23 protein-coding genes are annotated in these 24,441 nt (G+C 69.5%); 13 read left to right on the forward strand and 10 right to left on the reverse strand.

Annotated elements, in window-relative coordinates:
* Window positions 1-284: 284 nt before the first annotated feature.
* The 11 genes from srlA (at window position 285) to ACT3T9_RS17325 (ending at window position 10,015) form a co-directional block, all read left to right on the forward strand.
* Window positions 285-971: a PTS glucitol/sorbitol transporter subunit IIC gene (gene srlA / locus ACT3T9_RS17275; protein WP_444607137.1), complete on the forward strand. Its 687-nt coding sequence runs from the start codon at window positions 285-287 to the stop codon at window positions 969-971.
* Window positions 968-2,026, forward strand: coding sequence for a PTS glucitol/sorbitol transporter subunit IIB (gene srlE / locus ACT3T9_RS17280; protein WP_444607138.1), 1,059 nt, complete (start codon window positions 968-970; stop codon window positions 2,024-2,026). Before srlA ends, srlE begins: the two co-directional genes overlap by 4 nt.
* 69 nt (window positions 2,027-2,095) lie before the next feature.
* Window positions 2,096-2,473: a PTS glucitol/sorbitol transporter subunit IIA gene (locus tag ACT3T9_RS17285; protein ID WP_444607139.1), complete on the forward strand. Its 378-nt coding sequence runs from the start codon at window positions 2,096-2,098 to the stop codon at window positions 2,471-2,473.
* 35 nt (window positions 2,474-2,508) lie between these two features.
* A complete protein-coding gene (locus ACT3T9_RS17290) occupies window positions 2,509-2,943 on the forward strand; it encodes a transcriptional regulator GutM (RefSeq protein WP_444607140.1) in 435 nt (144 codons plus the stop codon).
* Window positions 2,940-4,241, forward strand: coding sequence for an NAD(P)H-dependent oxidoreductase (locus tag ACT3T9_RS17295; protein ID WP_444607141.1), 1,302 nt, complete (start codon window positions 2,940-2,942; stop codon window positions 4,239-4,241). Before ACT3T9_RS17290 ends, ACT3T9_RS17295 begins: the two co-directional genes overlap by 4 nt.
* Window positions 4,238-5,350, forward strand: coding sequence for a thiamine pyrophosphate-dependent dehydrogenase E1 component subunit alpha (locus ACT3T9_RS17300; RefSeq protein ID WP_444607142.1), 1,113 nt, complete (start codon window positions 4,238-4,240; stop codon window positions 5,348-5,350). Before ACT3T9_RS17295 ends, ACT3T9_RS17300 begins: the two co-directional genes overlap by 4 nt.
* Window positions 5,347-6,336 carry an alpha-ketoacid dehydrogenase subunit beta gene (locus ACT3T9_RS17305; RefSeq protein ID WP_444607143.1) on the forward strand — a complete coding sequence of 330 codons (990 nt, stop codon included), beginning with the start codon at window positions 5,347-5,349 and terminating at the stop codon, window positions 6,334-6,336. Before ACT3T9_RS17300 ends, ACT3T9_RS17305 begins: the two co-directional genes overlap by 4 nt.
* Before the next feature lie 3 nt (window positions 6,337-6,339).
* Window positions 6,340-7,698, forward strand: coding sequence for a dihydrolipoamide acetyltransferase family protein (locus tag ACT3T9_RS17310; protein ID WP_444607144.1), 1,359 nt, complete (start codon window positions 6,340-6,342; stop codon window positions 7,696-7,698).
* Window positions 7,699-7,747: 49 nt separating this feature from the next.
* Window positions 7,748-8,023 (forward strand): PTS sugar transporter subunit IIB, encoded by a 276-nt coding sequence (locus tag ACT3T9_RS17315; RefSeq protein WP_444607145.1) that lies wholly within the window; start codon window positions 7,748-7,750, stop codon window positions 8,021-8,023.
* 46 nt (window positions 8,024-8,069) lie between these two features.
* A complete protein-coding gene (locus ACT3T9_RS17320; RefSeq protein WP_444607146.1) occupies window positions 8,070-9,494 on the forward strand; it encodes a PTS galactitol transporter subunit IIC in 1,425 nt (474 codons plus the stop codon).
* Window positions 9,491-10,015 (forward strand): PTS sugar transporter subunit IIA, encoded by a 525-nt coding sequence (locus ACT3T9_RS17325; protein ID WP_444607147.1) that lies wholly within the window; start codon window positions 9,491-9,493, stop codon window positions 10,013-10,015. The genes ACT3T9_RS17320 and ACT3T9_RS17325 overlap by 4 nt, the downstream gene beginning before the upstream one ends.
* A gap of 25 nt (window positions 10,016-10,040) precedes the next feature.
* Here ACT3T9_RS17325 and ACT3T9_RS17330 read toward each other — a convergent pair whose 3' ends face one another.
* Entirely contained in the window at window positions 10,041-10,997 is a 957-nt protein-coding gene (locus ACT3T9_RS17330; RefSeq protein ID WP_444607148.1) for a sugar-binding transcriptional regulator, read from the reverse strand.
* Window positions 10,998-11,120: 123 nt separating this feature from the next.
* Between ACT3T9_RS17330 and ACT3T9_RS17335 the strand changes: the two genes are divergently transcribed.
* Window positions 11,121-11,936 (forward strand): serine hydrolase, encoded by an 816-nt coding sequence (locus ACT3T9_RS17335; protein ID WP_444607149.1) that lies wholly within the window; start codon window positions 11,121-11,123, stop codon window positions 11,934-11,936.
* On the opposite strand, the gene ACT3T9_RS17340 is transcribed toward ACT3T9_RS17335, so the two are convergent.
* The 6 genes from ACT3T9_RS17340 to ACT3T9_RS17365 all read right to left on the reverse strand — a co-directional run bounded on the left by ACT3T9_RS17340 (window position 11,885) and on the right by ACT3T9_RS17365 (window position 18,602).
* Window positions 11,885-13,345 carry a DUF819 family protein gene (locus ACT3T9_RS17340; protein WP_444607150.1) on the reverse strand — a complete coding sequence of 487 codons (1,461 nt, stop codon included), beginning with the start codon at window positions 13,343-13,345 and terminating at the stop codon, window positions 11,885-11,887. The two genes, ACT3T9_RS17335 and ACT3T9_RS17340, sit on opposite strands and share 52 nt — an antisense overlap.
* A gap of 160 nt (window positions 13,346-13,505) precedes the next feature.
* Window positions 13,506-13,826 carry a DUF3870 domain-containing protein gene (locus ACT3T9_RS17345; protein ID WP_444607151.1) on the reverse strand — a complete coding sequence of 107 codons (321 nt, stop codon included), beginning with the start codon at window positions 13,824-13,826 and terminating at the stop codon, window positions 13,506-13,508.
* A gap of 79 nt (window positions 13,827-13,905) precedes the next feature.
* The gene (locus ACT3T9_RS17350; RefSeq protein ID WP_444501845.1) at window positions 13,906-14,883 is read right to left on the reverse strand and encodes a hypothetical protein; all 978 of its coding nucleotides are present in this window, start codon (window positions 14,881-14,883) and stop codon (window positions 13,906-13,908) included.
* A 157-nt stretch (window positions 14,884-15,040) separates the two neighbouring features.
* Complete coding sequence (locus ACT3T9_RS17355; protein ID WP_444607152.1) at window positions 15,041-16,519, reverse strand: NAD-dependent succinate-semialdehyde dehydrogenase; 1,479 nt, start codon at window positions 16,517-16,519, stop codon at window positions 15,041-15,043.
* Between the two features lie 90 nt (window positions 16,520-16,609).
* Complete coding sequence (locus tag ACT3T9_RS17360) at window positions 16,610-18,088, reverse strand: glycoside hydrolase family 15 protein (RefSeq protein WP_444607153.1); 1,479 nt, start codon at window positions 18,086-18,088, stop codon at window positions 16,610-16,612.
* Window positions 18,089-18,206: 118 nt separating this feature from the next.
* On the reverse strand, window positions 18,207-18,602 hold the full coding sequence (locus tag ACT3T9_RS17365; protein WP_444607154.1) for a trehalase-like domain-containing protein: 396 nt from the start codon (window positions 18,600-18,602) through the stop codon (window positions 18,207-18,209).
* Between the two features lie 51 nt (window positions 18,603-18,653).
* On the opposite strand from ACT3T9_RS17365, the gene ACT3T9_RS17370 reads away from it, so the two are divergent.
* On the forward strand, window positions 18,654-20,147 hold the full coding sequence (locus ACT3T9_RS17370) for a dihydrolipoyl dehydrogenase family protein (protein ID WP_441445340.1): 1,494 nt from the start codon (window positions 18,654-18,656) through the stop codon (window positions 20,145-20,147).
* Between the two features lie 189 nt (window positions 20,148-20,336).
* Here ACT3T9_RS17370 and ACT3T9_RS17375 read toward each other — a convergent pair whose 3' ends face one another.
* From ACT3T9_RS17375 to ACT3T9_RS17385, 3 genes are all read right to left on the reverse strand, one after another.
* Window positions 20,337-21,884, reverse strand: a complete 1,548-nt coding sequence (locus ACT3T9_RS17375) for a S10 family peptidase (protein ID WP_441445341.1) — start codon at window positions 21,882-21,884, stop codon at window positions 20,337-20,339.
* Window positions 21,885-22,239: 355 nt separating this feature from the next.
* Complete coding sequence (locus tag ACT3T9_RS17380) at window positions 22,240-22,578, reverse strand: hypothetical protein (RefSeq protein WP_444607155.1); 339 nt, start codon at window positions 22,576-22,578, stop codon at window positions 22,240-22,242.
* 22 nt (window positions 22,579-22,600) lie between these two features.
* The gene (locus ACT3T9_RS17385; RefSeq protein WP_441445343.1) at window positions 22,601-24,298 is read right to left on the reverse strand and encodes a sodium:solute symporter family protein; all 1,698 of its coding nucleotides are present in this window, start codon (window positions 24,296-24,298) and stop codon (window positions 22,601-22,603) included.
* Between the last annotated feature and the right edge of the window lie 143 nt (window positions 24,299-24,441).

Consider the following 24,441-nt stretch of genomic DNA (forward strand, 5'->3'; position numbering starts at 1 on the left):
GCGCCGCACCCCCACGGGGGTGGGGCGCGCGTCGTCGTGCTGCCCTCGAACGAATCCCGCCCACCTCTCGATCGTCACATATGTGCATTTCAGCCGTAACACTTGCGTCATAAGGTGATGACGGGCACGATGGGCCGCAGAATTACACGGATGTGCCATTCGTCGTCACGTTTGTGAGTTACGAGAGAGGGTAGGGAAGAACCTCCCGCTGCCTCCCTCCGTCCCCACTCCCAGCAGTACCGCTCCCTCCATGGTGGTGCTGCGTGAATCGAAGGAGATTCACCATGACCGCCCCAGCCCTCGCAGGGCTCGACAGTCAGCAGGTCGCGGGAGGAATGCTCCTCGCGGACCCCGCTCCCGCCGTCGGTGCCGACAATCCCGTGATGAAGGCGATCACCTGGGCCGCCGAGCACTTCATCGGCCTCTTCCAGGCCGCCGCGGAGAGCTTTACCGGACTCTTCACCGGGATCCTCCCGCTGCTGATCGTCCTGCTCACCGCGATGTACGCGGTCACCACCTGGATCGGGGAGGAGCGGGTGACCCGTGCTGTGCGCTGGTCCGGGAAGTACGCGCTCACGCGGTACACGGTGATGCCGATCCTCGCCGTCATCATGCTCACCAACCCGATGTGCTACACATTCGGTCGGTTCCTGCCCGAACGGCAGAAGCCTGCGTTCTACGACGCCGCAGTCTCGTTCGTCCACCCGGTCACCAGCTTCTTCCCGCACGCCAACGCGGGGGAGATCTTCGTGTGGACCGGTGTCAGCGCCGGCGTGCTGGCGATCAACCCCGATGCCTACGCGAAGCTCGCCGTCATGTACTTCCTGGTCGGCATCGTGGTCATCCTGATTCGCGGCATCGTCACCCAGTGGATCACCGAGGTGATGATTCGCCGCAGTCCCGACCGCGAGAAGTTCGACCAGTTCGACGAGGACTACGCGGCCGGCACCATCCAGGGAGGCCTGCGATGAGCACCCATAGCGTCCACGTCCGCCGGGGCCGCGGTGGCTGGGGCGACGGACTCACCTTGACCCCCACCGAAACCAAGAACGTCGTCCTGTCCGTCACGAACGGCGGCATCCACCCAGTCGCCGCACGCATCGCGGAACTGACCGGCGCCACCGCGGTGGACGGGTTCAAGAACCACGTTGAGGACGACAAGGTCATGGTCGTCGTGATCAATTGCGGCGGCACCGCCCGCATCGGCGTCTACCCTAAGAAGCGGATCCCCACCGTCGATGTGTATCCCGGGGAGCCCTCGGGCCCGCTGGCCCAGTTCATCACGGCGGACATCTTCGTCTCCGCGGTGGCCCCCGGGGACGTCGAGCTCCTGGACTCCGACCAGGCGGCGACCGCTGCGGCCACCACTGCCGGAGCCAACGGAGCGGCGGGCGCCGGGGCCGACGGGGAGACCGTCACCGACCCCAAGGCCCTGCCCTCCAAGCAGGAGCGAATCGAGCAGACCGGAGCCGCGATGGCCTCCGGGGGCATGGGCGGCTTCACCGGCGTGGTGGTGAAGTTCGGCAGCTTCATCGGCTACTTGATCAACACCCTGCTCTCCTCCGGGCGCCAGGCCGTGCAGCTGACCCTGCAGACGATCATCCCGTTCATGGCCTACGTGTCGCTGCTGATCGGCATCGTCACCTACACCGGGATCTCCGAGGGCATCGCCCAGATGGTCACCCCGCTGGTCGGCAACCCACTGGGTCTGATCCTGCTGGGCGTGATCACCGCGATCCCGATCCTGTCCCCGATCCTCGGCCCCGGGGCCGCGATCGCCCAGGTCGTCGGCGTGCTCATGGGCACCCAGATCGCGGCGGGCAACCTGCCCGTCCAGTACGCACTGCCCACCCTGTTCGCGATCAACGGCCAGGTCGGCTGTGACTTCATCCCCGTCGGCCTGTCCCTCGGGGAGGCGAAGCCGGAGACGGTCTCGGTGGGTGTGCCCGCCGTGCTCTTCTCCCGCTTGATCACCTCGCCGATCGCCGTGATCATCGCGTACTTCGCCGGCTTCCTCGTCAACTGACCCGACCCCCCACTGACCTCTCTCCCCCCTCACCCCCGACCTCTCCCCACCCACAAGGAGCACCCCGCAGTGAGCACCCCCCTCTGGACCACCACCGTCACCCGGATCGGCAATGGCGCGCAGGAGATGTTCGACGCCGGCGTGCTGATCCTGTTCGCCGAACCCGTGCCGCCGGCCCTGGCCGACGTCTCCGTCGTCCACACCCCTACCAGCGCACCGGGTCGGGAAATCCAGGTGGGGGACGTGTTCGAAGTCGCCGGTCGCCAGTACCCGGTGGACGAGGTGGGCGAGAAGGCCACCGAGAACCTGCGCGAGCTCGGGCACGTGGTCCTCTACCTCAACTCCGTGGACCAGAAGCTACTGCCGGGCGCGGTGCACGTGCGCGGCGACGCCGTCCCACCCACTCCGCCCGCTGCGGGGGAGCAGATCATCCTGCGCTCGGCCTGACCACCCCTTCTCTCCGATCTTCCGAGGAGCACCTCATGGACCAGCTCGGTTTCATCGCACTGCTGATCTTTGCGATCGTCCTGTCCTTCGCGTTCAGCTATCAGCAGCACCGCGCCTACGTCGGCGCGATCCGCGACCTCGCGGACACCCACGACCGCAACGGCGTCGTGGTCGTCTCCGGCCGTGGCAAGGGCTTCCTGCGCGGCTGTGTGGTGATCCTTGCCGTCGACGCCACGACCCGCCGCATCCTGGAGGCCCGCACCATGCAGGGCTCTACGGTGCTGGCGCGGTTCCGCCGTGCCGACTTCCTCGAGGGCAACCTCAAGGGCGCGCTCGAGAAGGCCACAAGCAAGCACATGGTCACGGCCCTGGGGCAGGCCACCGCGCAGTTCCGCGAGACCGCCAAACCCACCCGCTCCCTCCGTGCGCGCAGCCCCCGCACGGCCACCCCGGAAGGATCCCCGGCATGAGTTACACACAGCGTCTGGTCGAGCGCGAGGCCGCGCTCGGCCGCCCCGTGCGGGTCGGCATCGTCGGCGCCGGGCAGATGGGCTCAGGCCTGGTCGCCCAGGTGCACCGCGCCCGGGGAATGGAGGTCGCGGCCGTCGCCGACGTCGCGATCGACCGTGCTGAAGCGGCCCTCGCCGAGGCCGGCCGCACCGACGTCGAACGGGCCACCAGCATGGAGCACGCCGCCGAGGTCATCGCCTCCGGTCGCGCCGCGGTGCTGGACGATGGGCTGCGCCTGGCCGAACTGCCGTTGGACATCGTCGTCGAAGTTTCCGGGATCCCGGACGTGGCCGCACAGGTGGCGCTGTCCTGCATCCTGGCCGGCAAGGACGTCGCACTGATGACCGTCGAGGCCGACGTCACCGTCGGGCTGCTGCTGGCACGCACGGCGGCCTCCGGCAGCGCCGTATACACGGTGTGCCGCGGCGACGAACCCGTCGAATGTCTCAAGCTCGTCGAGTACGCGGAGGACCTCGGACTCGAGGTGGTCGTGGCGGGCAAGGGCAAGAACAACCCGATGCGCCCCACCGATGTCCCCGAGGACGTGGCCGAGGAGGCCGCGCGCAAGGGCATGAACCCCAAGATGCTCACCTCCTTCACCGACGGCACCAAGACGCAGATCGAGATGGCCGCGCTCGCCAACGCCACCGGCTATGCGATCGAGACCCCGGGCATGCACGGCGCGGCCGTGGACCTCGACGGGCTCGCCACGACGCTGCGCCCGGTGGCCGAGGGCGGGATCGTCACCTCCGACGGACCGGTGGTCGAGTACGTGACCGGGGACGTTGCCCCTGGGGTGTTCGTCGTGGTCCGTTCCGACAGCGAGGTGGTCACCGAGGAGCTGCACTACCTGCGCCTGCCGGGGGAGGGGAACCACTTCCAGCTCTACCGCCCCTTCCACCTCGCCTCGATCGAAGCGCCGCTGTCAATCGGTGAGGCGGTCCTGGACCGTCGGCCGTCGTTCGCCGCCACCGCCTGGACCGCCGACGTCATCGCCACCGCCAAGTCCGACCTCTCCGCCGGCACCGTGCTCGAGGGCATCGGCGGGCACCACCTGCACGGTACCGCCTACGACGCCGCGCAGGCCCGGGAGGAGAATCTGCTGCCGATCGCCCTCGCCGCCACCTCGACCCTGGTCCGGGACGTCCCGGCCGGGCAGGCACTGACCTACGACGACGTCCTCCTCGATGAGTTGCGGCCGCTGGTCGCGATGCGCCGGATGCAGGATGCCATGATCGCGCAAGGAGTGATCCGATGACCACGCCCACCACCGGCGAGTCCACCGTCCCCGCCACCGGCGTCGCTCCCGGCCCCGACACCCTGCTCACCAACCCGGAGACCGCGGGCGAGGCGCTCGCGACCATGTGGCGGATCCGCCTGTTCGAAGAGGCCGTCGAGGACCTCTACGGCCGCGGCATGATGCACGGGACCATGCACCTGTCCATCGGCATGGAGGCCGTCCCCACCGGGACCTGCCTGAACCTCGAGGAGGGCGACCAGATCACCTCCACCCACCGCGGTCACGGGCACTGCATCGCCCGCGGTGCGGATCTCGGCAGAATGATGGCCGAGCTGCTGGCCAAGGACAACGGGTACTGCCGGGGACGTGGCGGCTCCATGCACATCGCCGACGTCGCCACCGGCAACCTCGGTGCCAACGGCATCGTCGCTGGCGGCGTCCCCATCGCCGCCGGGGCGGGGCTGACCAACCAGCTCACCGGCAACGGCCGCGTCGCGGTCTGCTTCCACGGCGACGGCGCCGTGGGTGAGGGCGCCTGGCACGAGGCGCTCACGCTCGCCTCCATGTGGGACCTGCCGGTGGTGTTCGTATGCGAGAACAACCAGTACGGCATGTCGATGTCCTCGCAGAAGGCATTCAAGGTCGAGAACCTCGCGGTGAAGGCGATCGGCTACGGCATCCCCGGCGAGAGCGTCGACGGCAACGACGTCCACGCCGTCGCCGAGGCCACCCGACGGGCGATCGACCGGGCCCGGGCTGGGGAGGGGCCGAGCTTCGTCGAGGCGGTGACCTACCGCTGGCGCGGCCACTCCAAATCGGACAAGAACCGGTACCGCTCCAAGGAGGAGATCGCCGAGTGGAAGGAGAAGGACCCGATTGCGGCTTTCGCCCATCGCGTGCTGGAGGCCGGGATCCTCGACCAGGACCAGCTCGATGCGCTGCAGGCGGAGGCGCGCACCGCGATCCGCGAGGCGGTCGTCTTCGGCACCCAGGGCGAGGACCCGGATCCCGCCGCGCTGCTGGACGCCGTCTACGCCCCCTCGGCCGTGGACGCGACCGACACCCGTGACGCCGAGACGGCCCTGACCGCCGGCGCGACCACCGACGATGCGGAGGCAGGACGATGAGCACCCGTGAGATGACGTACTCCGAGGCCATTCGCGAAGCGATGGCCCAGGCGATGACCGCCGACGAACGGGTCTTTCTGATGGGAGAGGACGTGGGCCTGTACGGCGGCGCCTTCGGGGTCGAGAACGACCTCATCGACCGCTTCGGCCCGGAGCGGGTGCGGGACACCACGATCTCCGAGCTCGGGATCGTGGGGATGGGCGTCGGCGCCGCGATCACCGGTATGCGCCCCATCGTCGAGATCCAGTTCTCCGACTTCACCGCCCAGGCGATGGACCAGATCGCCAACCAGGCCGCGAAGCTCCACTTCATGGTGGGCGGGCAGGCGAACGTCCCGTTGGTGATCCGCGCCCCCGGTGGCTCGGGCACCGGCGCCGCCGCTCAGCACTCGCAGTCCCTGGAGGCCTGGTTCACCGCCATCCCCGGCATCAAGGTGGTCATGCCCTCGAACGCGCGCGACGCCGCCGAGCTGCTGCTGGCCGCGCTCGAGGACCCGAACCCCGTGATGGTGCTCGAGCACAAGCTGCTCTACAAGCAGACCTACGAGGTGCCCGAGACGTTCGAGGTGGGACGCCTGGGTGTCGGAAAGATCGAGCGGGAGGGCACCGATCTGACCATTGTCGCCACCGGCGTCGAGGTGCAGCGCTCCCTCGAGGCGGCCGAGCGCCTGGCCGAGGACGGCATCAGCGCGGAGGTCATCGACCCCCGCACGCTCAAGCCCCTGGACCTGCCGCTCATCGTCGACAGCGTCACCCGCACGGGCCGCGCCCTGCTGGTCCAGGAGTCCGTGCGTTTCGGCGGATTCATGGGAGAGATCTCCGCGTCGATCGTGGAATCCTCCGCCTTCGGGCACCTGCAGGCACCGGTGAAGCGGCTCTGCGGTCTCGACATCCCCATCCCCTACAACCCTGAGCTCGAGAAGGCCGCGGTCCCGCAGGTGGACGACATCGTCCGCGAGGCCGCCGCGCTCGTGAAGGAGTGGTGAGCCATGGCCGAGATCCCGCTGACGATGCCCAAGATGTCCATGACCATGGAAGAGGGCACGATCACCGAGTGGCAGGTCGCCGAGGGCGATGAGATCGCCAAGGGTGACGTGGTCGCGGTGGTGATGACCGACAAGGTCGACATGGAGGTCGAGTCCCCGGCCGCCGGGGTAGTCGCGAAGCTGCTGCACGCCGAGGGTGACGTCGTCGCCGTCGGCGACCACATCGCACTGGTCACCTCCGAGGAGGAGGACCTGCTCGGTGACCTCTTCGCCGGAGGCGGCGGAGGCGCCACGGTCGAGGAGAACCCCGGCACGACGGACACCTCTGCCGAGGCCGCCCGAACCACCGGGATGACCGGCTCCGACGGTACAGACGGTTCCGATGAGCCCGCCGACACGGTCGCGCCGGCCTCCGCGCCCGAGGGCCCGATGCCGCCGACGGTGCCGCTGGCGCGCAAGCTCGCCAAGGACCACGGGCTGGACCTGCGCACGCTCACCGCGACCGGCCCCCACGGCACGGTCCGGGTCAAGGACGTCAAGGAGGCGATTGCCGCGACCGACACCCAGCGCGTCTTCGACCAGAAGGCCCCATCCGCCTCGTCGGCGCCCGCCCCGTCGGCCGCTCCTGCATCGGCCTCCGGTGGGAGCTCTGCCGCGGCGCTCGCCGCACCCGTGGTCGACGCCGCTCCGGAGGAGCTGTTGGGCTCGGCCCGGGACCGCCGCACCCGCCAGCTCACGGCGCGGGCGATGGCCACCACCCCGCTGATCCCGCAGTTCACGGCGTTCCGGACGATGGACCTGTCCACCGCCGCCCGCGCCCGCACCGGCGTGCTTAAGGGCATCAGCTGGACCACCCTGCTGGTGCGCGCCTACGCACTGCTGCTGCGGGGCACCCCGCAGCTGAACGGGTCCTGGGCCGGTGACGGGGTGAAGCGGAACCCGAGTGTGGACGTGGTCCTGGCCGTGGACACCCCCGGGGGCCTGCTCGTGCCCGTGCTGCCCGAACCGGACCTGCAGGGCGTCCGTGCGCTGGACGCTCAGATCCGCGAGATCGGTGCCTCCGCCAAGGCGGGCACCGTGGACCCCTCCCTGTTCGGGCCCGCCACCGGCACCGTCTCCAATCTCGGCGGGATGGGCGTGGACCGGTTCAATGCGCTGATCACCCCGCCGCAGGCGACGGCGCTCAGCATCGGCACCGTCGGCTTCGCCCCGGTGGTGGAGCGGGACGGGACCGTGACCGGACGGATGAGCTGCGAGCTCGGGTTGTCCATCGACCACCGGGTGGCAGACGGCGCCGACGCCGCCCGTGCACTCCAGGAAATCCAGGAACTGCTGGACGATCCATTGCGGCTGGCGCTGTGAGCACACAGAATCGACCGGTCACCCCATCCCCGATCCCCCAGGAGCAGCCATGAAGAAGGTCCTCATCATCTGCGGCACCGGCGTCGCGACCTCAACCGTCGTCGCCGCCAAGGTGCGAGACCACCTCGCCGGGCAGGGCATCGACGCAAACATCATCCAGGGCAAGGTCATGGACCTCGTCGGCGGTGATGTCGACGCCGATCTCATCGTGGCTACCACCGATGTCCCCGCCACGGTGACCGTGCCCGTCATCCGGGCGCTGCCGCTGCTCACCGGCATAGGTCAGGAGAAGGCGCTCGACGAGATAGCCCGGGCCTTGAGCTGACCCGGCCTCGGCCCTCCCCATCCCTCCACGCTCAAAGGAGAGCATCATGGAGTCCTTCCTCGCCCCCATCTCGGGCTATCTCAACACCCTGGGTCCCTCCGTGGTCCTGCCGGTCATCATCACGCTGTTCGGTCTGCTGCTCGGCCTGAAACTGGGCAAGTCCTTCCGTGCCGGGGTCACCATCGGCATCGGCTTCATCGGCATCAACCTCGTGATCGGCCTGCTCGCTTCCCAGGTGGCCCCGGCGGCCACCGGGATGGCCGAGGGGCTCGGTGTGAGCCTGGACGTGGTGGATGTCGGATGGCCGTCCTCCGCCGCGATCGCCTTCGGCTCCTCGATCGGGGCGATGATCATCCCGCTGGGCCTGGTGGTCAATGTGGTGCTGCTTCTTACGGGGCTCACCCGCACCTTCGACATCGACCTGTGGAACTACTGGCACAGCGCGATGATCGGGGCGCTGGTCGGCGCCGTCACCGGGAACTACCTGCTGGGGCTGCTGAGCGCCGCCGTGCATCTGGCGCTGATCCTCGCCATGGCCGACCTCACCGCCCCGATCGTGCAGAAGTACTTCCAGCTGCCGGAGATCTCCTTCCCCCACGGCACCTCTGCCCCGTACGGCCTGCTCGCCATCCCGATGAACAAGGTGTTCGACGCGATCCCCGGGCTCCGCAAGCTCGACGCGACCCCGGAAGCGATCCAGAAGCGCTTCGGACTGTTCGGCGAGACCCTCATGATGGGCCTGATCCTGGGGCTGCTGATCGGCATCCTCGGTTACGGCTTCGACTCTCCCGCGGAGGACTCCACCGCCATCCTCACCCTCGCGATCTCGCTCGCCGCGGCGATGTTCCTGCTGCCGCGGATGGTGGCGATCCTGATGGAGGGGCTGATGCCGATCTCCGAGGCCGCCCGCACCTTCGTGCAGAAGCGGTTCCCGGGGCGGACCTTCTACATCGGTCTGGACTCCGCGATCGCGGTCGGCCAGCCCTCGGTGATCGCGACCTCGCTGCTGCTAGTGCCGATCACGCTGCTGATCGCAGTGATCCTCGCACCCGCGGGTAACAGGGTGCTGCCGCTGGTGGACCTCGCCACCATCCCGTTCATCGTCGCCGTGATGGTCCCGATCTTCCGTGGCAACATCGTGCGCTCGGTGATCGGCGGTGGCATCCTGATCGGTGCCGGCCTGTTCATCGCCACCTGGATCGCTCCCACCTTCACCCAGATCGCGGTGGAGTCGGGCTTCGCCCTCGAGGACGGACAGGCGACGATCTCCTCGCTGGTCGACGGGGCGAACCCGCTGACCGGTCTGTTCTTCGCTGCTGCCGAGCTCGGGACCGTCGGCGTGCTCGCCACGGCCGTGCTGTGCCTGGCAGGGGTGGTCGCGATCCGCTTCGCGATGAAGGCCCGGGACCGTCGCGTGCTCGCGGCAGAGAGCTCAGACGGCGCCGAGGTGCAGGACGGAGCAGGGGCATGAGTGAGGACAGCACGGATCGGGATGAGAGCGCCGCGGCTGCGGGCAGTGCCGCCGAGGCGCCGGAGGCGACCATCCTGCCGGGCGCCGCACTCCTCGGCCTCGAGGCGGATGACGCCCCCACCGCGTTGCGTGCACTCTCGGCTCGCCTGCGGGGGATCGGCGCGGTCACCGACTCCTTCGAGGCGGCAGTGCTGTTGAGGGAGGAGAAGCACCCCACCGGACTGCCCACCCTAGTGCCGGCGGCGATTCCGCACACCGACCCCGAGCACGTGATCACCCCGGGCTTCGCGATTGCTGTCCCGACGCACCCGGTGGCCTTCGCCGAGATCGGCTCCTCCGGGGAGCGCACCATCTGGGCAGAGCTGATCGTGATGCTGGTGCTCGCGGATGCCCACAGCCAGCTGGCCGCGCTGCAGAACTTGGTGGCCCGGCTGCAGGAGCCCGAGGCTGTGCGCGCGCTGCTCCTCGCGACCGATGACGCGGACCTCGAGCGCCGTGCCCGGGAATGGCTCGCAGGGTGAGGAGCCCGGTCCGGGAGATCCGGCGTCAGCGCCGGGCGAGAACCTCGCGGGCCAGGTGCTCGTCGAGCACGACGGTGTCCAGCGCGCCGCTGCACAGCACGCCGCCGACCCCCGGGGCCTTCTCCACCCCGAAGGCCACCCCCACTACCTCGGGGATCGCCACCAGCTCATCGAACGTCACCGCGAGCACCCGATCCTCCGAGGGCGGGCCGACAGACCGGCCGTAGGCGTCGACCAGGCGGGCACAGATGTCGCCCACCGGGGCTTGTGCAGCGAAGGTGCTCTGCTCGGCGTCCGTGAGTTTCATCCGTTCGACGATGTGGAGCGAGGAGTGCACGCCCACCGAACCGATGCCCACCAGGGCAAGTTCGACGGTCGCCGCGGCCTCGAGCACCGAGGCGATGGTCGACTCGGCGCGAAGGCTCCGCACAGTCTCCGCAGATTCGAGCACAGCCGGAGCGTACAGGGTGCGCGCCCGGGTCCCGAGCTTCGAGGCCAGCGCGCGCAGCACCGATTCCCCCGACGCCAGCTGATCGAGTGCACTGAGCCCGCCGACCAAGGGGAACAGCTCGGGAAGGGGACGCAGACGCTGCTGCTCCAGCTGATCGATGACGCTCTGCACCGCCTGCCCCCAGGAGACCCCCACCCGCCTTACACCGGCCAGGCGCTCGGTGAAGACCGCCGCACCCTGGCGCGCCGTCACCTCGGGCGCGGACGCCCGGGTCGCCGCGAGCACGTGCACCTCCCGGAGCCCGAAGACTTCCTGGAGTTGCTGCTCGAGCGCGGTCTCCCGCACGGGAGGCCCCTCGGGGTCGTGGATGATGATCTCGACGATCCCGCGCTCCTTGGCCTGGGTGAGGATCCTCGACACGTTGGAGCGGGACAGGTTCAGCTCCGTGGCGATCTGTGACTGCGAGAGCCCCTGGTGGTAATACAGCCGCGACACGCTGACGATCTGGTTTACGTCGCGGGCTGCGGGCATGGAGACTCCTCTGCGGGGCGTGACCCGGCGGCGAGGCCGGGGATGAGCTCAGAATACGCAGATCGGGGCGGGCGGGGGACAAGTCAAGCGAGAGGACCGCCCGGCACGTCGTAGGGTCGAGGCATGTCCGTGCCGACCGTCGCCGCGCCTTCGCAGATCGCCGTCACCCACACCCTGCTCGATGCGGGGGGTCGGGTCCTCTCCTCCGACGGGCCGGACCGCCCCTGCTACGCGGCGAGCACCATCAAGCTCCATGTGTTGCTGGCCGCGCTACGGGCCGGGGCAGAGGGCGTGACGGACCTGGACGCGACGGTGCCGGCCGTACGCACCTTCACCGGCGTGGATGACGCCCCGTTCACCCTCGGCGGCGACCACCTGGATCCGACCCATCCTGCGCAGGGCGCCCCGATCGCGGTGCGAGAGCTGCTGCGGCGCATGATCGATCGCTCGAGCAACGAGGCCAGGAACCAGGTCGCAGAGCTGATCGGGCTGCCCGCCGTCAGGGCCATGATCGCTGCCCTGGGCCTGAGCTCGACCCGGATGGAACGGCTCATCGGTGACGGTGCTGCGCTGGCGCAGGGGCTGACCAACGAGACCAGCGCTGCGGATCTTGCCCAGACGATGTGGGCGACGGTCCGGGGAGGGGCCACGTTCGGCCCCGCCGTACCGGAATTCGCTGCGGCGGACCTCGCCTTCGCCCGCCAGGCGCTGCGCGCTCAGCAGATCCCGGTGATCGGGACCGTGCTGCGTGAGGGCGTCGAGTGGGGCTCGAAGTCCGGCTGGGTAGACGGGTTCCGGCACGACGTGGCCTACGTCGGGGACCCCGACAGCGAGAACCTGCGCATCCTGGCGGTGATGACTGCAGGTCTCCCGCCGCAGGAGGCGGATCAGCGGATCACGGCGCTAGCCCGGGGGCTGCTCGGCGACGCCGTGGGCTGAGAGTCGCAAGGCGTGCGGGCAACGCCGCTGCACGACGGCACGGAGCTCCCAGCACGCTCCGCCGTGGCCGTGCTTCGACGGACACTGGTGCCAGGGAGCACGCTCTGGTCATATCGGCAGAGCGTGCTCCCTGGCGCCTGTACTCGTCGCCGGACCGGGTCCAGCGCTGCCGCAGCCGACCTGCGGCTCCAGCGGCCCGCGGTCTCGGACCGCCCGGACCGCCCGCTCACCCGGCCAGCGGTGCCCGCCGCGCCCCTGCGTACTCCCCGATCGGGTCGAGCGGCGGTGAGCCCCACGAAGGTGCCCATGAACGAACCGATGAGTGCGTACAGGATGCCGACGGGCACCAGCTGCTTGTTGAACGCGGCCGCGACCACGGGGGCCGAGGCGATGCCGCCCACGTTCGCGGTCGAGGCGACCGCGAGGGAGAACAGCTCGGTCTTGGTGAGCTTCGCGTAGACCACCATCACGGCGGCATGGAAGGCCAGCACGATCGCGCCCATCAGCAGGTAGATCGGCGCCTGGGTGATCGCGGAGAAGTCCGAGCCGGAGGCGATCTGCCCGATCACCACGAACAGCATCAGGGAGGCGACCTCGCTCGATCCCGCGGTCTTCCCCAGCGGGGTCACCGCGACGACGAGACCCAGCAGGGAGACGATGAGGATCGACCAGGTGGTGCCGTTGATGACCGCGCCGTACTCCGGCAGCAACTCGCCGAGCCAGATCGACAGGATCGAGATGAAGATCGCGCCGAACACCACGATGGACAGCGAGGAGACGGTCACCGGGCGCTTTTCGTCCTCGAGCTCGCCGGCATGGGAGTCGAGGTAGGAGGCGTTCGCCTTCGTCCACTTGTTGAACTTGGGGGAGACCGCGACCGAGGCGAACATCAGCATCAGCCACACCGAGTAGCCGATCGTGTCGGTGATCAGCGCGTAGCCGAAGATGTTCTCGGGTGCCTGCAGGATGTCCTGCACCGCGACCATGTTCGCGCTGCCGCCGGTCCAGGAGGCCAGCAGCGCGCCGAACACCTTCCACGCCTCGGAGTGCACCGCGTTCTGGAAGATCGCGTGGACGATGACCATGCCCGCGGACAGCGAGGCGGAGGCCACGAAGAAGGTCAGCAGCAGCTTCGGGCCGAGCCGGATGATCTTGCGGATGTCGCAGCCGAAGAGGAACAGGAAGATCATCGCCGGCAGCAGCACGTCCTTGACCTGCGCGATGGGCTCGCGGGTGGCGTCGTCCTGGCCGAATACGCCGAGCGTGTTGAGAGTCGCGCACAGCAGGTACATGAAGACCATGCCGGGGACGTACTTGAAGACTTTCCAGCCGGTGGTGCGTTCGAGCACGATCAGCACGCAGGACAGCGCCAGCAGGACGCCGAGCATGAGCAGGCCGTCGGTGATCACGGGGAACTCCTCGATCGAAGGGGACGGGCCGCTGTCCAGGGACAAAAAAATCGGAGGCACCGGTGAGCATCGCCTGCGGGCAGGCGCGTTCACGGTGCTTCCGACGGGATCCGGTTCGGTGAGGTTCCGGGCGGGCGGCAGCGGGTATGCGGGTATGCGGTTATGAAGTGGGATCGGCCGACAAGTCGCGGTACTTCGCGGCGGCGCTGCGCACTGCGGCGGCGAGCGCCCTCTGCGAGGACCCGTGGTACCTGTCGGTGATCGACTCCACCAAGGCGTCATCCTCGAGGAGCGAATGCCCCACCAGCAGTTCGCGGACGAACTCGACGGTGAGTGTCAACGTGGCGGTGCAGTCCGCGGCGTGGATGACGTGGGATTCAGTATCGACCACGAGGCCGATGAAGAAAAGGCCCCATTGCGAGGTGATCGGATTGTTGGTCGGCGATTTCGCCTCGCCCGTGAGGTAGATCGTTCGCGGCATGGACGGAGTCTAGGTGCGGTCGGCGTCGGAGCGATGCCCGCTCGTACCGGGTGGCGTCGGCGCCGACCGCACCGGGGGATCAGCGCAGGTCGGCCGGGCCCGAGAGCTCGGCGGCCTCCTCGGCGGAGCCGCGCCGCTCGGCGCGCTTGTCGTCCAGCTCCTGCTGGTGATCCTGCGTCGAGGACTGGGTGCTCATGGTGCGAGCGGCCGGAGCCAGCTCGGCGAACTGACCGCTGGCTGCGCCGCGGACCCGGTTGTCGGCTCCGGTGGGCGCCGGGTCGTTGCCCGAGCCGGTCAGGTCGCCGCGGATGATGTTGTCGGTGACGTCCACCCCGTCGGTGCTGTCCGAGATGGTGAGGTCTCCGCCGAGGTAGTTGGGGTCCTCGCAGTCGATGAGCGCGCCGCCGGTCCCGATCTGCACGCCGGCGTTGCCGGTGTAGGTGGCCGCGCCGTCGACCTCGCTGCCGCACAGCGCGGTGCCCTCGGCGGCGCTGGTGACGGTGAGATCGCGGGCGACGGTGGAGTCGAGGATATCCGTGTAGAGGGAGTTCTCACTGGTCAGGTGACCGCCGACGGTCACCGTCTGCAGATGCACGAGTCCCTGGGCCACGGTGACGCGGCCGTCGATTGCGGTGTCATAGGAGTAGAGGAAGGGCTCAGCGTCCTCGGCCGCCCGGCCCACGTAGCTGCCGCCCACGGTGGAGGCGTCGAGGTATACGCCGTATCCGCCCCGGGAGACGATGTTGCCGCCGATCTCGGCGCCGGTCCCATCGAAGTAGCCATCAGCCTGCACGACCACCCGCTCGGCGACCGAGGTGTCGGTGACCAGGAGATCGCCGCCGGCCTGGACGCGGACCTCGCCCTCGATGGTCACGTCGGTCAGGACGCAGGAGGAGTCCTTGGCGACGACGAGGTCGCCGGGGACGGTCACGCCCGATGCCTCCCCGTCGCAGTAGGTGGTCAGGGCAGCGCTTGCGCTGCCGGCGCCGAGCGCGAGGCCGGCGGAGGCGAGGGCCATGGTGGACAGGGCAACTGCGGATCGGGAGATGGTGCGCACGTCGAGCTCCTTGTGTCGCCGCGCCCGGCTCTGGACGGAGGCGGGGGTCGTTGATGGGACCTTCCGGCACGACCGTAGCGACTCGCGAGCCCTGGTGCAATCGATTGCTGAAATCTCTGTCGCCGACCTCCGACGAGCGGGCCGACGTCCTACCAGTTCACAGCGGCAGGCGCACGTAGGTGGTCTCGAGGAATTCGGTGAGGCCCTCATGGGAGCCCTCACGGCCCAGCCCGGACTCCTTGACCCCGCCGAAGGGGGCCGACGGATCGGAGGCGACCCCGAGGTTCACCGCGACCATCCCCGATTCGAGCCGGCCGGTCACTGCGGTGATCTCGCGGAGATCCTCCGCGATGACGTAGGCCATCAGCCCGAACTCGGTGTCGTTCGCCGCGGCGGTCATCTCCTCGACGTCATCGAGCACGGTCAGCGGGGCCAGCGGCCCGAAGATCTCCTCGCGATGGATCCGCGCCTCGCGCGGCACGTCGGTGAGCACGGTCGCCGGGAAGAAGAAGCCCGGACCCTCGCTCCGGGTGCCCCCGGTGAGCACCCGTGCGCCACGGTCGACCGCGTCGGCCGTGAGCTCCTCGACCTTCTCGAGCCCGGCCTCGTCGATCAGCGGGCCGAGGGTGGTCCCCGCCTCCGCGCCCGGGCCGAGGACCAGCTGCTCGGTGCGCTCGACCAGCTTCGCGGTGAACTCCTCGGCCACCGAGGAGTGGACGTAGAAGCGGTTCGCGGCAGTGCAGGCCTCACCGTTGTTGCGGAACTTCGCGAGCATCGCCGCCTCCACCGCGGTGTCGACGTCTGCGGAGGGCAGCACCAGGAACGGGGCGTTTCCGCCCAGCTCCATGGAGGTCTTCAGCACGTGCTCGGCGGATTGCGCGATGAGGGTGCGGCCCACGCCGGTGGAGCCGGTGAAGGACACCTTCCGCAGCCGGGGATCAGCCATCAGCGTGGAGGACAGGCCCTTCGAATCGCTCGTCACCACGCAGTTCACCGCCCCGTCCGGGACGCCCGCCTCGGCGAGGATGGCCATCAGCGCGAGCGAGGTCAGCGGAGTCTTCTGGGCGGGCTTGAGCACCACGGTGCAGCCGGCCGCGAGCGCCGGGGCGATCTTCCGGGTGCCCATCGAGAGCGGGAAGTTCCACGGAGTGATCAGCAGGGTGGGGCCGACGGGCCGGGCGACCGTCACGATCGCGTGGTCTGCGGCCGGGGCGTGGCGGAAGCGGCCGGGCAGGCGCACCGCCTCCTCGCTGAACCAGCGCAGGAACTCCGCGCCGTAGGTGACCTCGCCATAGGCCTCCGCGAGCGGTTTGCCCATCTCGAGAGTCATCAGCGCCGCCAGGTCATCGGCCCGCTCGTGGCACAGCTCGTAGGCGCGGCGCAGGATCTCCGAGCGTTCCCGCGGGGTGGTCGCGGCCCAGTCCTCCTGGGCGGTGTGCGCCGCTTCGAGGGCCTGCATGCCGATCGCTGCGGCGTCGGCGTCGACGACCTGCGTGAGTGCCTGGCCGGTGGCCGGGTCGATCACCTCGAGCGAGGGGGTGCCGCCGAGGAAGCTGCCACCTACGAAGGAGCTGCGCGGGGTGCGCTCGAGCAGCTCGGTGATCGTGGCGGGGGTGAGGGCAGGGCGGTGGGTCATGGGGTGCTCCTCCTGTGGTCGTCGGGGGTCCTTCCCAGTCTGCACCCGCCGTGCGAGCGTTCGCCGACCGTCCGGCCGGGCGCCGCCCGGTCAGGCGCGCGCCACGGCCAGAGCATCCACGGCCCGGATCAGTCCCAGATGGCTGAAGGCCTGGGGGAAGTTCCCGGCCATGCGGCGGGCCCCGGTGTCGTACTCCTCGGCCAGCAGGTGCAGGTCGTTCCCGCAGGCCAGCAGGGTGTCGAGCAGGGCTTCGGCATCGGCCGTGCGGCCGGAGGAGGCGTACTGCTCGACCAGCCAGAAGCAGCACACCAGGAAGGGATGCTCATCGCCGGGCAGGCCGTCCTGGCCCTGGGTGCGGTAGCGCAGGATCAGCCCGTTCTCCACGTGCAGGTCCTGCTCGATCCGCGCGACGGTGGCGAGCACGCGCGGATCATCCGCCGGCAGGAACCCGGTGTGCGGGATCTGGAGCAGAGAGGCATCCACCTCGGTGGAGTCGTAGGTCTGGGTGAATGCGCCGTCGGGGCCGACGCCGCGGGTCAGCACCTCCTCGCGCACCTGCTCCCGCAGCCGCTCCCAGAGCGCCAGATCCTCGGCGCTCGCCGGCAGGTCATGGCGGCGCACCGCATCGATCGCGCGGTCGAACACCGCCCAGACCATCACCCGACCGTGGGTGAAGAAGGCGGGCTCCCCGCGCATCTCCCAGATACCCTGATCGGGCTCGTCCAGGCGGTCGATGGTGAAGCGCACCAGTGCCTTCTGCAGCGGCCAGGACCACTGCGTCTCCTCGACGCCGGCATCGCGCATCATCGCCAGGGCGATCATCACCTCGCCCACCACGTCGGCCTGGAACTGACCGGCGGCACCGTTGCCGATCCGCACCGGCGCGGAGTCCTCGTAGCCGGGCAGGTGCGTAAGCTCCCGTTCTAGCAGGTTCCGGTCCCCGGTGATCGAGTACATGATCTGCAGCCGCTCGGGATCCCCGGCGATCGCGCGCAGCAGCCATTCCCGCCACCCGGCGGCGGCGTCGACGTGCCCGTGGGTCAGCAGCGCCTCGAGCGAGAGCGCCGCGTCCCGCAGCCAGCAGAAGCGGTAGTCCCAGTTGCGCACCCCGCCGAAGTCCTCCGGCAGGCTGGTGGTGGCCGCGGCGACGATCCCGCCGGTGCGGCGATGGGTCAGGGCCCTCAGCACCAGCAGGGAGCGGGCCACCGGCTGGGCATGCTCCTCATCGACCCGCACCTGTCCCAGCCAGCCCGTCCACCCCGCGATGGTGCGCTCGAGCTCTCTGCGAGTGTCCTGCACCGGAGGCACCTCGAGCCAGGAGGGGAACCAGGTGAGGACCCAGGCGGTCTCCTCCCCGGCGCCAAGGCGGTGGCGTCCCTGATGGGAGCGGTTCTCTCCGGCGGTCAGCGCCGGTCCGTGCAGCGCGATCCCGTCACCGCCGGCGATCGCGATCAGCACCTTCTCCCCGGCGACATCCTCGCCCCGGCGCACCCAGGGCGCTGCCAGCCCGTATTCGAACCGGATCTTCAGTTCCTGGACCACCTCGACCTCGCCGCCGGTGCAGCGCACCAGGCGGACCAGATCGGCGTGATCCTCGGTGTCACCGCGCAGGGACCCCGCAGAGCCGGGGGAGGAGCCGGACGCAGAGCCCGAGGCCTCGCCCTCGTCGTCGCGCTCGTCATCGGGTTCAGCGTCTCTCTGGTCGCCCGTCCTGGTCCCCGTCCTCGTACTGGTCCGCCGGTCCGGTGCCTGGCAAGGCCGAGTCGGAGCTCTCCGCCTCGGGGGTGGAGGCGTCGCCTCCGGCGACCGGCATGAATTCGGTGACCGTCGCCGTGCCGGTGGGGGAGCGCCACGTGGTCTCCAGCACCATCGTGCCGGGAAGGTAGCGGCGTGAGAGGACCTCGCCGTCGGCGATGCGCAACGACCAGTGCCCGTGCTCCTCCGTCCCCAGCAACGAGCAGAACAGTGCGTCGGAGTCGAAGCGCGGCAGGCACAGCCAGTCGATATCCCCCTCGCGCGTGACGAGCGCGGTGGTGCGCTGATCCGAGAGCAGGGCGTGGTCTTCGATGAGGGGTGCAGCCATGCTGCCAGTCCATCACGGCGGGGGCGGATCGGGGAGGTCTACGATGGATTCATGGCTCCAGCGCAGCGCACCGCCCAGACCCTCTCCTTCGACATCCTGGTGATCGGCTGGGGCAAGGGAGGCAAGACCCTCGCCGCCACGCTCGGGGCCGCGGGCCGACGGGTCGCGGTGATCGAGCAGTTCGAGTCCATGCACGGGGGCACCTGCATCAACATCGGCTGCGTGCCCACCAAGACCCTGATCCACGACGCCGAGCAGCGACGGGACGGCGAGGACCCCCAGCAGTTCTGGGCCCGTGCCGTCACCCGCCGCGACACCGTGGTGGGGAAGATGCGCGAGGTCAACCATGCGATGCTCGCCGATCTCGACGCCGTCACCCTGATCGACGGCCGGGCCCGCTTCACCGGCGAGCGCACCGTCGAGGTCACCGGCGGGGCGGACAGCCTGGCCGTGACCGCGCCAGTTGTCATCGTGAACACAGGCGCCTCTCCGGTACGTCCGGACCTGCCCGGCCTCGACTCCGCACGGGTGCATGACTCGACCTCGCTGCAGCATGTGGACCCCTTCCCCGCCCGCCTCGTGATCATCGGCGCCGGACCGATCGGACTCGAGTTCGCCTCGATGTTCGCGGGCTACGGGGCCGAGGTGACAGTGCTGAACCGTCGCGAGCGGCTGCTGCCCGGAGAGGACGCGGACGTCGCCGGCGAGGTCGCCGCCGTGCTCGAGGGAGACGGGATCACCGTGCTGAACTCCGCCTCGGCGCAGGCGATCGAGGATGGCCCGTCCGGCGCCACCGTGGTGGCCGACGGCGGGGGACACGAGCAGCGGATCGAGGCCGACGCGGTGCTGCTCGCGACCGGCCGACGCCCCGCCACCGATGGGCTGGGGCTCGAGGCCGCGGGGATAGAGACCGACCAGCGCGGCGCGATCACCGTCGACGAGCACCTGCGCACCAGCGCCGAGGGCGTGTTCGCGATCGGGGACGTGCACGGCGGTGAGCAGCAGACCTACCTGTCCCTCGACGACTTCCGGGTGGTGCTCTCCCAGCTGACCGGCGAGGGGAACCGCAGCACCTCCTGGAACAGCACTTCCGGGAGCAGTGCGCCCTGGAACAGCACCTCCGGGAGCAGCGCGTCCGGGGGCAGCGCGTCCGGCCGCACCACCACCGACCGCATCGCGGTGCCGACCACCATCTTCCTCACCCCGCCGCTCGCGGCCGTCGGCCTCACCGAGACCGAGGCGCTCGCCGAGGGGCGGAAGATCCTGGTGGCGAGCCAGCAGGTCGCGACCATCAAGGCGATGCCGCGCCCGAAGGCGGTGGCCGATCCACGAGGCCTGGTCAAGATCGTGGTCGACGCGGAGACCGATCAGATCCTCGGCGCGCGACTGTTCCACGTCGACGCCCAGGAGGTCATCAACCTTCTCGCGCTCGCGATGCGCACCGGCACCACCGCGACCCAGCTCAAGAACGGGATCTGGACCCACCCCTCCTCGACCGAGGCGCTCAACGAGACGCTCGGGCAGCTGGCACCGCTGCTGGGCTGAGCGCAGCCAGGGTCGGGAAGACGCGAGGTGCGGCGCAGTGAGGCGCAGTGCCGTGCTGAGACCTGATCTGGTGCTGACTCCTGATCGAGTCGTGAGAAGTGTGCAGTTCCGGGGTCGCTAGCCGCACGGAACTCACGACTGGGTGGGCAGGAGGCGGCTCCGCGAGCAGGGCCGCCCGGTCCGGGCAGGTCACTCCGAGGCGTCTGCGTCCACATCGGCCTCCGCGTCGTCAGTGCCTGCGGGCTCCGCGCCGGTGACGAACTCGCTCAGGTGCTGCGAGAGGGCGAGCCGGCTGGGCTCGTGGCAGTACATCATGTGCCCCGCCTCGTAGTACTCGATGCGGATCCGCTCGCTGTAGTCCTCGCGCGGGATCGCGAGCTGGGCGAGCACGGTCTCGCTGGCGTGGAACGGGGTCGCGGCGTCGTGATAGCCGTGGGAGACCAGCACCTTGGTGTGCGGGGACTTCCGCAGCAGCCGGGAGAGGTCCGAGGCGACCTCGACCGAGCGGTTCTCGAAATCCTTGTAGCTCCACGGATGGACACGGCCGGACATGATCTCGTAGATCACGTCGGAGGAGAACTCGAGCTCGCTGCGAAGATACTGGTTGATCGCCGCGGTGTACGACGGGGCGAGCTGATCGATCGACGGATCGGTCTCCATCCTCGCGGAGTTCCCGTTCCCGGCCGGGGCGGTGAAGCGACCGTCGATGCGACCCGTGACCAGGCCCTGATCGCGCAGCAGCTCGGCGAGGAAGGCCAGATGCTCCACGCGCAGGTCCGCGCGCTCCACCCAGTCCGGGTCCACCCCGATCAGTGCGCCGATGCGGGCCGCGGCTTCCTGCGTCTGCTCAGGTGCCAGGCGCAGACCGGCCGCGAGCAGCGCCGGGTACTCCTGCTCGGCGAAGGCCTCCGCCTCGTCGACCACGTCCTGCAGCAGCCGGCCCTCATGCTTGCCGTGCGCATGGGCGATCGCGGCATAGGTGGGCAGGTAATGGATATACGGGCTGTCGTTGCCCTCGGAGAACACGATCGTGCCGAAGTCGAGTACCGGGGAGATCAGCGCGATCCCGGCGACCGCCACGTAGTAGCGGTCCATCAGGTGCGCGGCGACCGCGGAGGCGCGGGTGGTGCCGTAGGACTCCCCGGCCAGGTGGATCGGGGAGGTCCAGCGCTGATTGCGGCTCAGCCAGTCGATGATGAACGCGGCGATGAGATCGCGGTCGGCGGTGAGCCCGTGATGGCGATCCGGCTTCTGCCCGGGTGCGGGACGGGAGTAGCCGGTGGTCATCGCATCGACCACCACGAGATCGGCGTCGCGCAGGATCGTCTCGTGGTTGTCCAGCAGTCGGTGCGGGGGAGCGGTCGGGGAGCCGGCATCCCCGGAATCCACGCGGCGCGGCCCCAGCAGGCCCAGATGCAGCCAGACCGTCGAGGCGCCCGGACCGCCGTTGAACGCGAACATCACCGGACGCGGCCCCGCACCCTCGACGCCCTGGGCGACATACGAGACGGAGAACAGCTCCGCGTAGGCGGCGCCGCGCCCGTACTCCTCGCCCTCGGGCTCCTCCTTCAGCACCACAGTGCCGGCGGTGGCCGTGTAGTCGAGCGTCCCGTCGGGGAGTGCGAGCGAGTGCAGCGTGGTGACCAGGTGGTCCTCACGGGCGGGCTTCTCGGCGGCGGATGACGGGACGGTGGCGGTGTTCTCGTGGGTGCTGGCGGGGCGGGGCTGGTCGGTCACTCATGCTCCTTCATCGGATGCGGTGTCGGCATCGATGGTATGCGAGCTGCGCAGGGCAAGGACCAGGTGGGGAGCGCGCACCCGGGGATGGTGCCTGGTGGGGTGACCTGGTGACCTGGTGACCTGGTGACCTGGTGGCCCGGTCGCCCGCGGCTCGTCGCGCCGCGACACGCAGGCGTGGAACGCGCGAATCCACCGATATCTTCCAGGAACGGAAGATATCGGTGGATTCGATGGCGAGCGCACGGCGTGTCTGGGGCCGGGCTCCTCCAGCGCGTCCTTCGCCGCGAGGTCTTGGCTCCTGCCCGGTGTGTCCGGGGCCAGGAAGGTGGGGCAAGGCCAGGGAGGGACGTGCTCAGTCGATCGCCGCGATGTCGCGGGGCTCCTCCGCGCCGTCCTCGTTCTCGCGCACGACCATCCGGATCGGGTCCAGCTTCGTCCACAGGATGAAGAGGATCCCGACGATGTGCATCGCCAGTCCCGCCCAGAGGTTGGCGTTCAGCCCGCCGGTCTTCGCGGCCTCGACGGGGGTGAAGGCGAACAGGCCCATCCCCAGCAGGACCAGGCCGAACAGGCCCAGCAGGGAGCCGATGAAGTTGCGGATGTCGAAGGCGCCTGCGGTCCGGACCGCAGCGGCTTCGGGGGTGCCGGATCCGCGGTCCGCGGTCGGGTTCTGATCCTTGTGTGTGCTCATGGGTTCTCTCCTCCGTCCGCGCTCAGGCGAAGACGATGTTCAGGATGATGACCAGGACCAGGGCGATGCCGGCCATGGGGGCGGGACGGCGCCAGAAGGGCAGGTCCTTCTCCTCGGGATCCACGAGGTCTGCCTTCGGGGTCTCCGAGTAGACCAGGCCCTTCAGCTCATGCGCGGGCTTCGGGGCGGTGAACCGGGTGACGATCACCGAGACCACGATGTCGACGACGAACGCGGTCGCGGCGCTCACGAAGGCGAGGCCCTGGCCCGGCAGCTCGAAGACGCCGAAGAAGGTGGAGGCGCTCCACAGGGCGACGGCGGCGAGGGTGCCGGAGACCAGGCCGGCCCAGCCGGCCGTCGGCGTCATCCGCTTCCAGAACATGCCCAGGATGAAGGTCGCGAACAGCGGGGCGTTGAAGAATCCGAAGAGGGTCTGCAGGTAGTCCATGAGGTTCGAGAACTGCCCGGCGATCAGTGCGGTGAAGATCGCGATCACGCAGGCCGCGGCGGTCGCGATGCGGCCCACCTTCATGTAGTGGCCGTCGGGCGCGTCCTTCTTCACGTACTGCTGGTAGAGGTCGTAGCTGACCACCGTGTTGAAGGCGGAGATGTTCGCGGCCATACCGGCCATGAACGCGGCGAGCAGGCCGGCGATCGCCACGCCCAGCAGGCCGTTGGGCAGCACGTCCCGCATGAGCAGCAGCAGGGCGTCGTTGTAGGTGACGCCGGTGGCCGCGGCACCGGCCGCGTCCCCGCCCACGTCCAGCTGCTTGAACTCGGTGAGCTCGCCGACCAGGATCGCGGCGATCATGCCGGGGACGATCACGATGAAGGGGATCAGCATCTTGGGGAAGGCGCCGATGATCGGGGTCATCCGGGCGGCGGTGATCGACTTGCTGGCCATCGCGCGCTGGACCTCCACGAAGTTCGTGGTCCAGTAGCCGAAGGAGAGCACGAAGCCGAGGCCGAACACGATGCCCACCACGGACAGCACCGGGCTGTCGAAGCCGGAGAGCGCCTGGCCGGGCCAGGTGTGCAGCTGCTCCTCGCCGAGCATGCCGTCACCGGCGATGCGCTCCTTCATCCCGCTCCACCCGCCCACGCGGTGCAGGCCGATCAGGGTCAGCGGCAGCAGCGCTGCGACGATCACGAAGAACTGCAGCACCTCGTTGTAGATCGCGGCGGAGAGCCCGCCCACGGTGATGTAGAACAGCACGAACGCGGCGGCGAGCACGAGGCCCACCCACATCGGCCAGCCCAGCAGGCGGTTCACGATGGTGGCGAGCAGCGAGAGGTTCACGCCGGCGATCAGCAGCTGCGCGACGGCGAAGCTGATGGAGTTCACCAGGTGCGCCCCGGTGCCGAAGCGCATGCGCATGAACTCGGGGACCGAGCGCACCTTGGAGCCGTAGTAGAAGGGCATCATCACCACGCCCAGGAACAGCATCGCCGGGACGGCGCCGACCCAGAAGTAGTGCATGGTCGGCATGCCGTACTGGGCGCCGGTGGCGGACATGCCCATGATCTCGACGGCGCCGAGGTTGGCGGAGATGAAGGCGAGGCCGGTGACCCAGGCGGGCAGCGAGCGGCCCGAGAGGAAGAACTCGATGGAGGTGGAGACGCCGCGCTTGGCGTACCAGCCCACTCCGAGCACGAAGGCGAAGTACAACGCGATGATCGCGTAGTCGATCCACTGGGCGTCGAGGCGGAGGTCGACCATGAAGCAGTTCCTTGGGGACGGGGAGGGCGCGGTGGCGGCGAAGGCCGCGGCGGGCGCAGGTGATGCGGCATCTGGAGGTGCCGGAGCGTGACGTTACCACCGGGTAGTTCGTCATGGGCGCCGGATGCGGGCAACTGCGGGCC

This window comes from Brachybacterium sp. AOP29-B2-41, assembly GCF_052378395.1.
Classification (GTDB): domain Bacteria; phylum Actinomycetota; class Actinomycetes; order Actinomycetales; family Dermabacteraceae; genus Brachybacterium.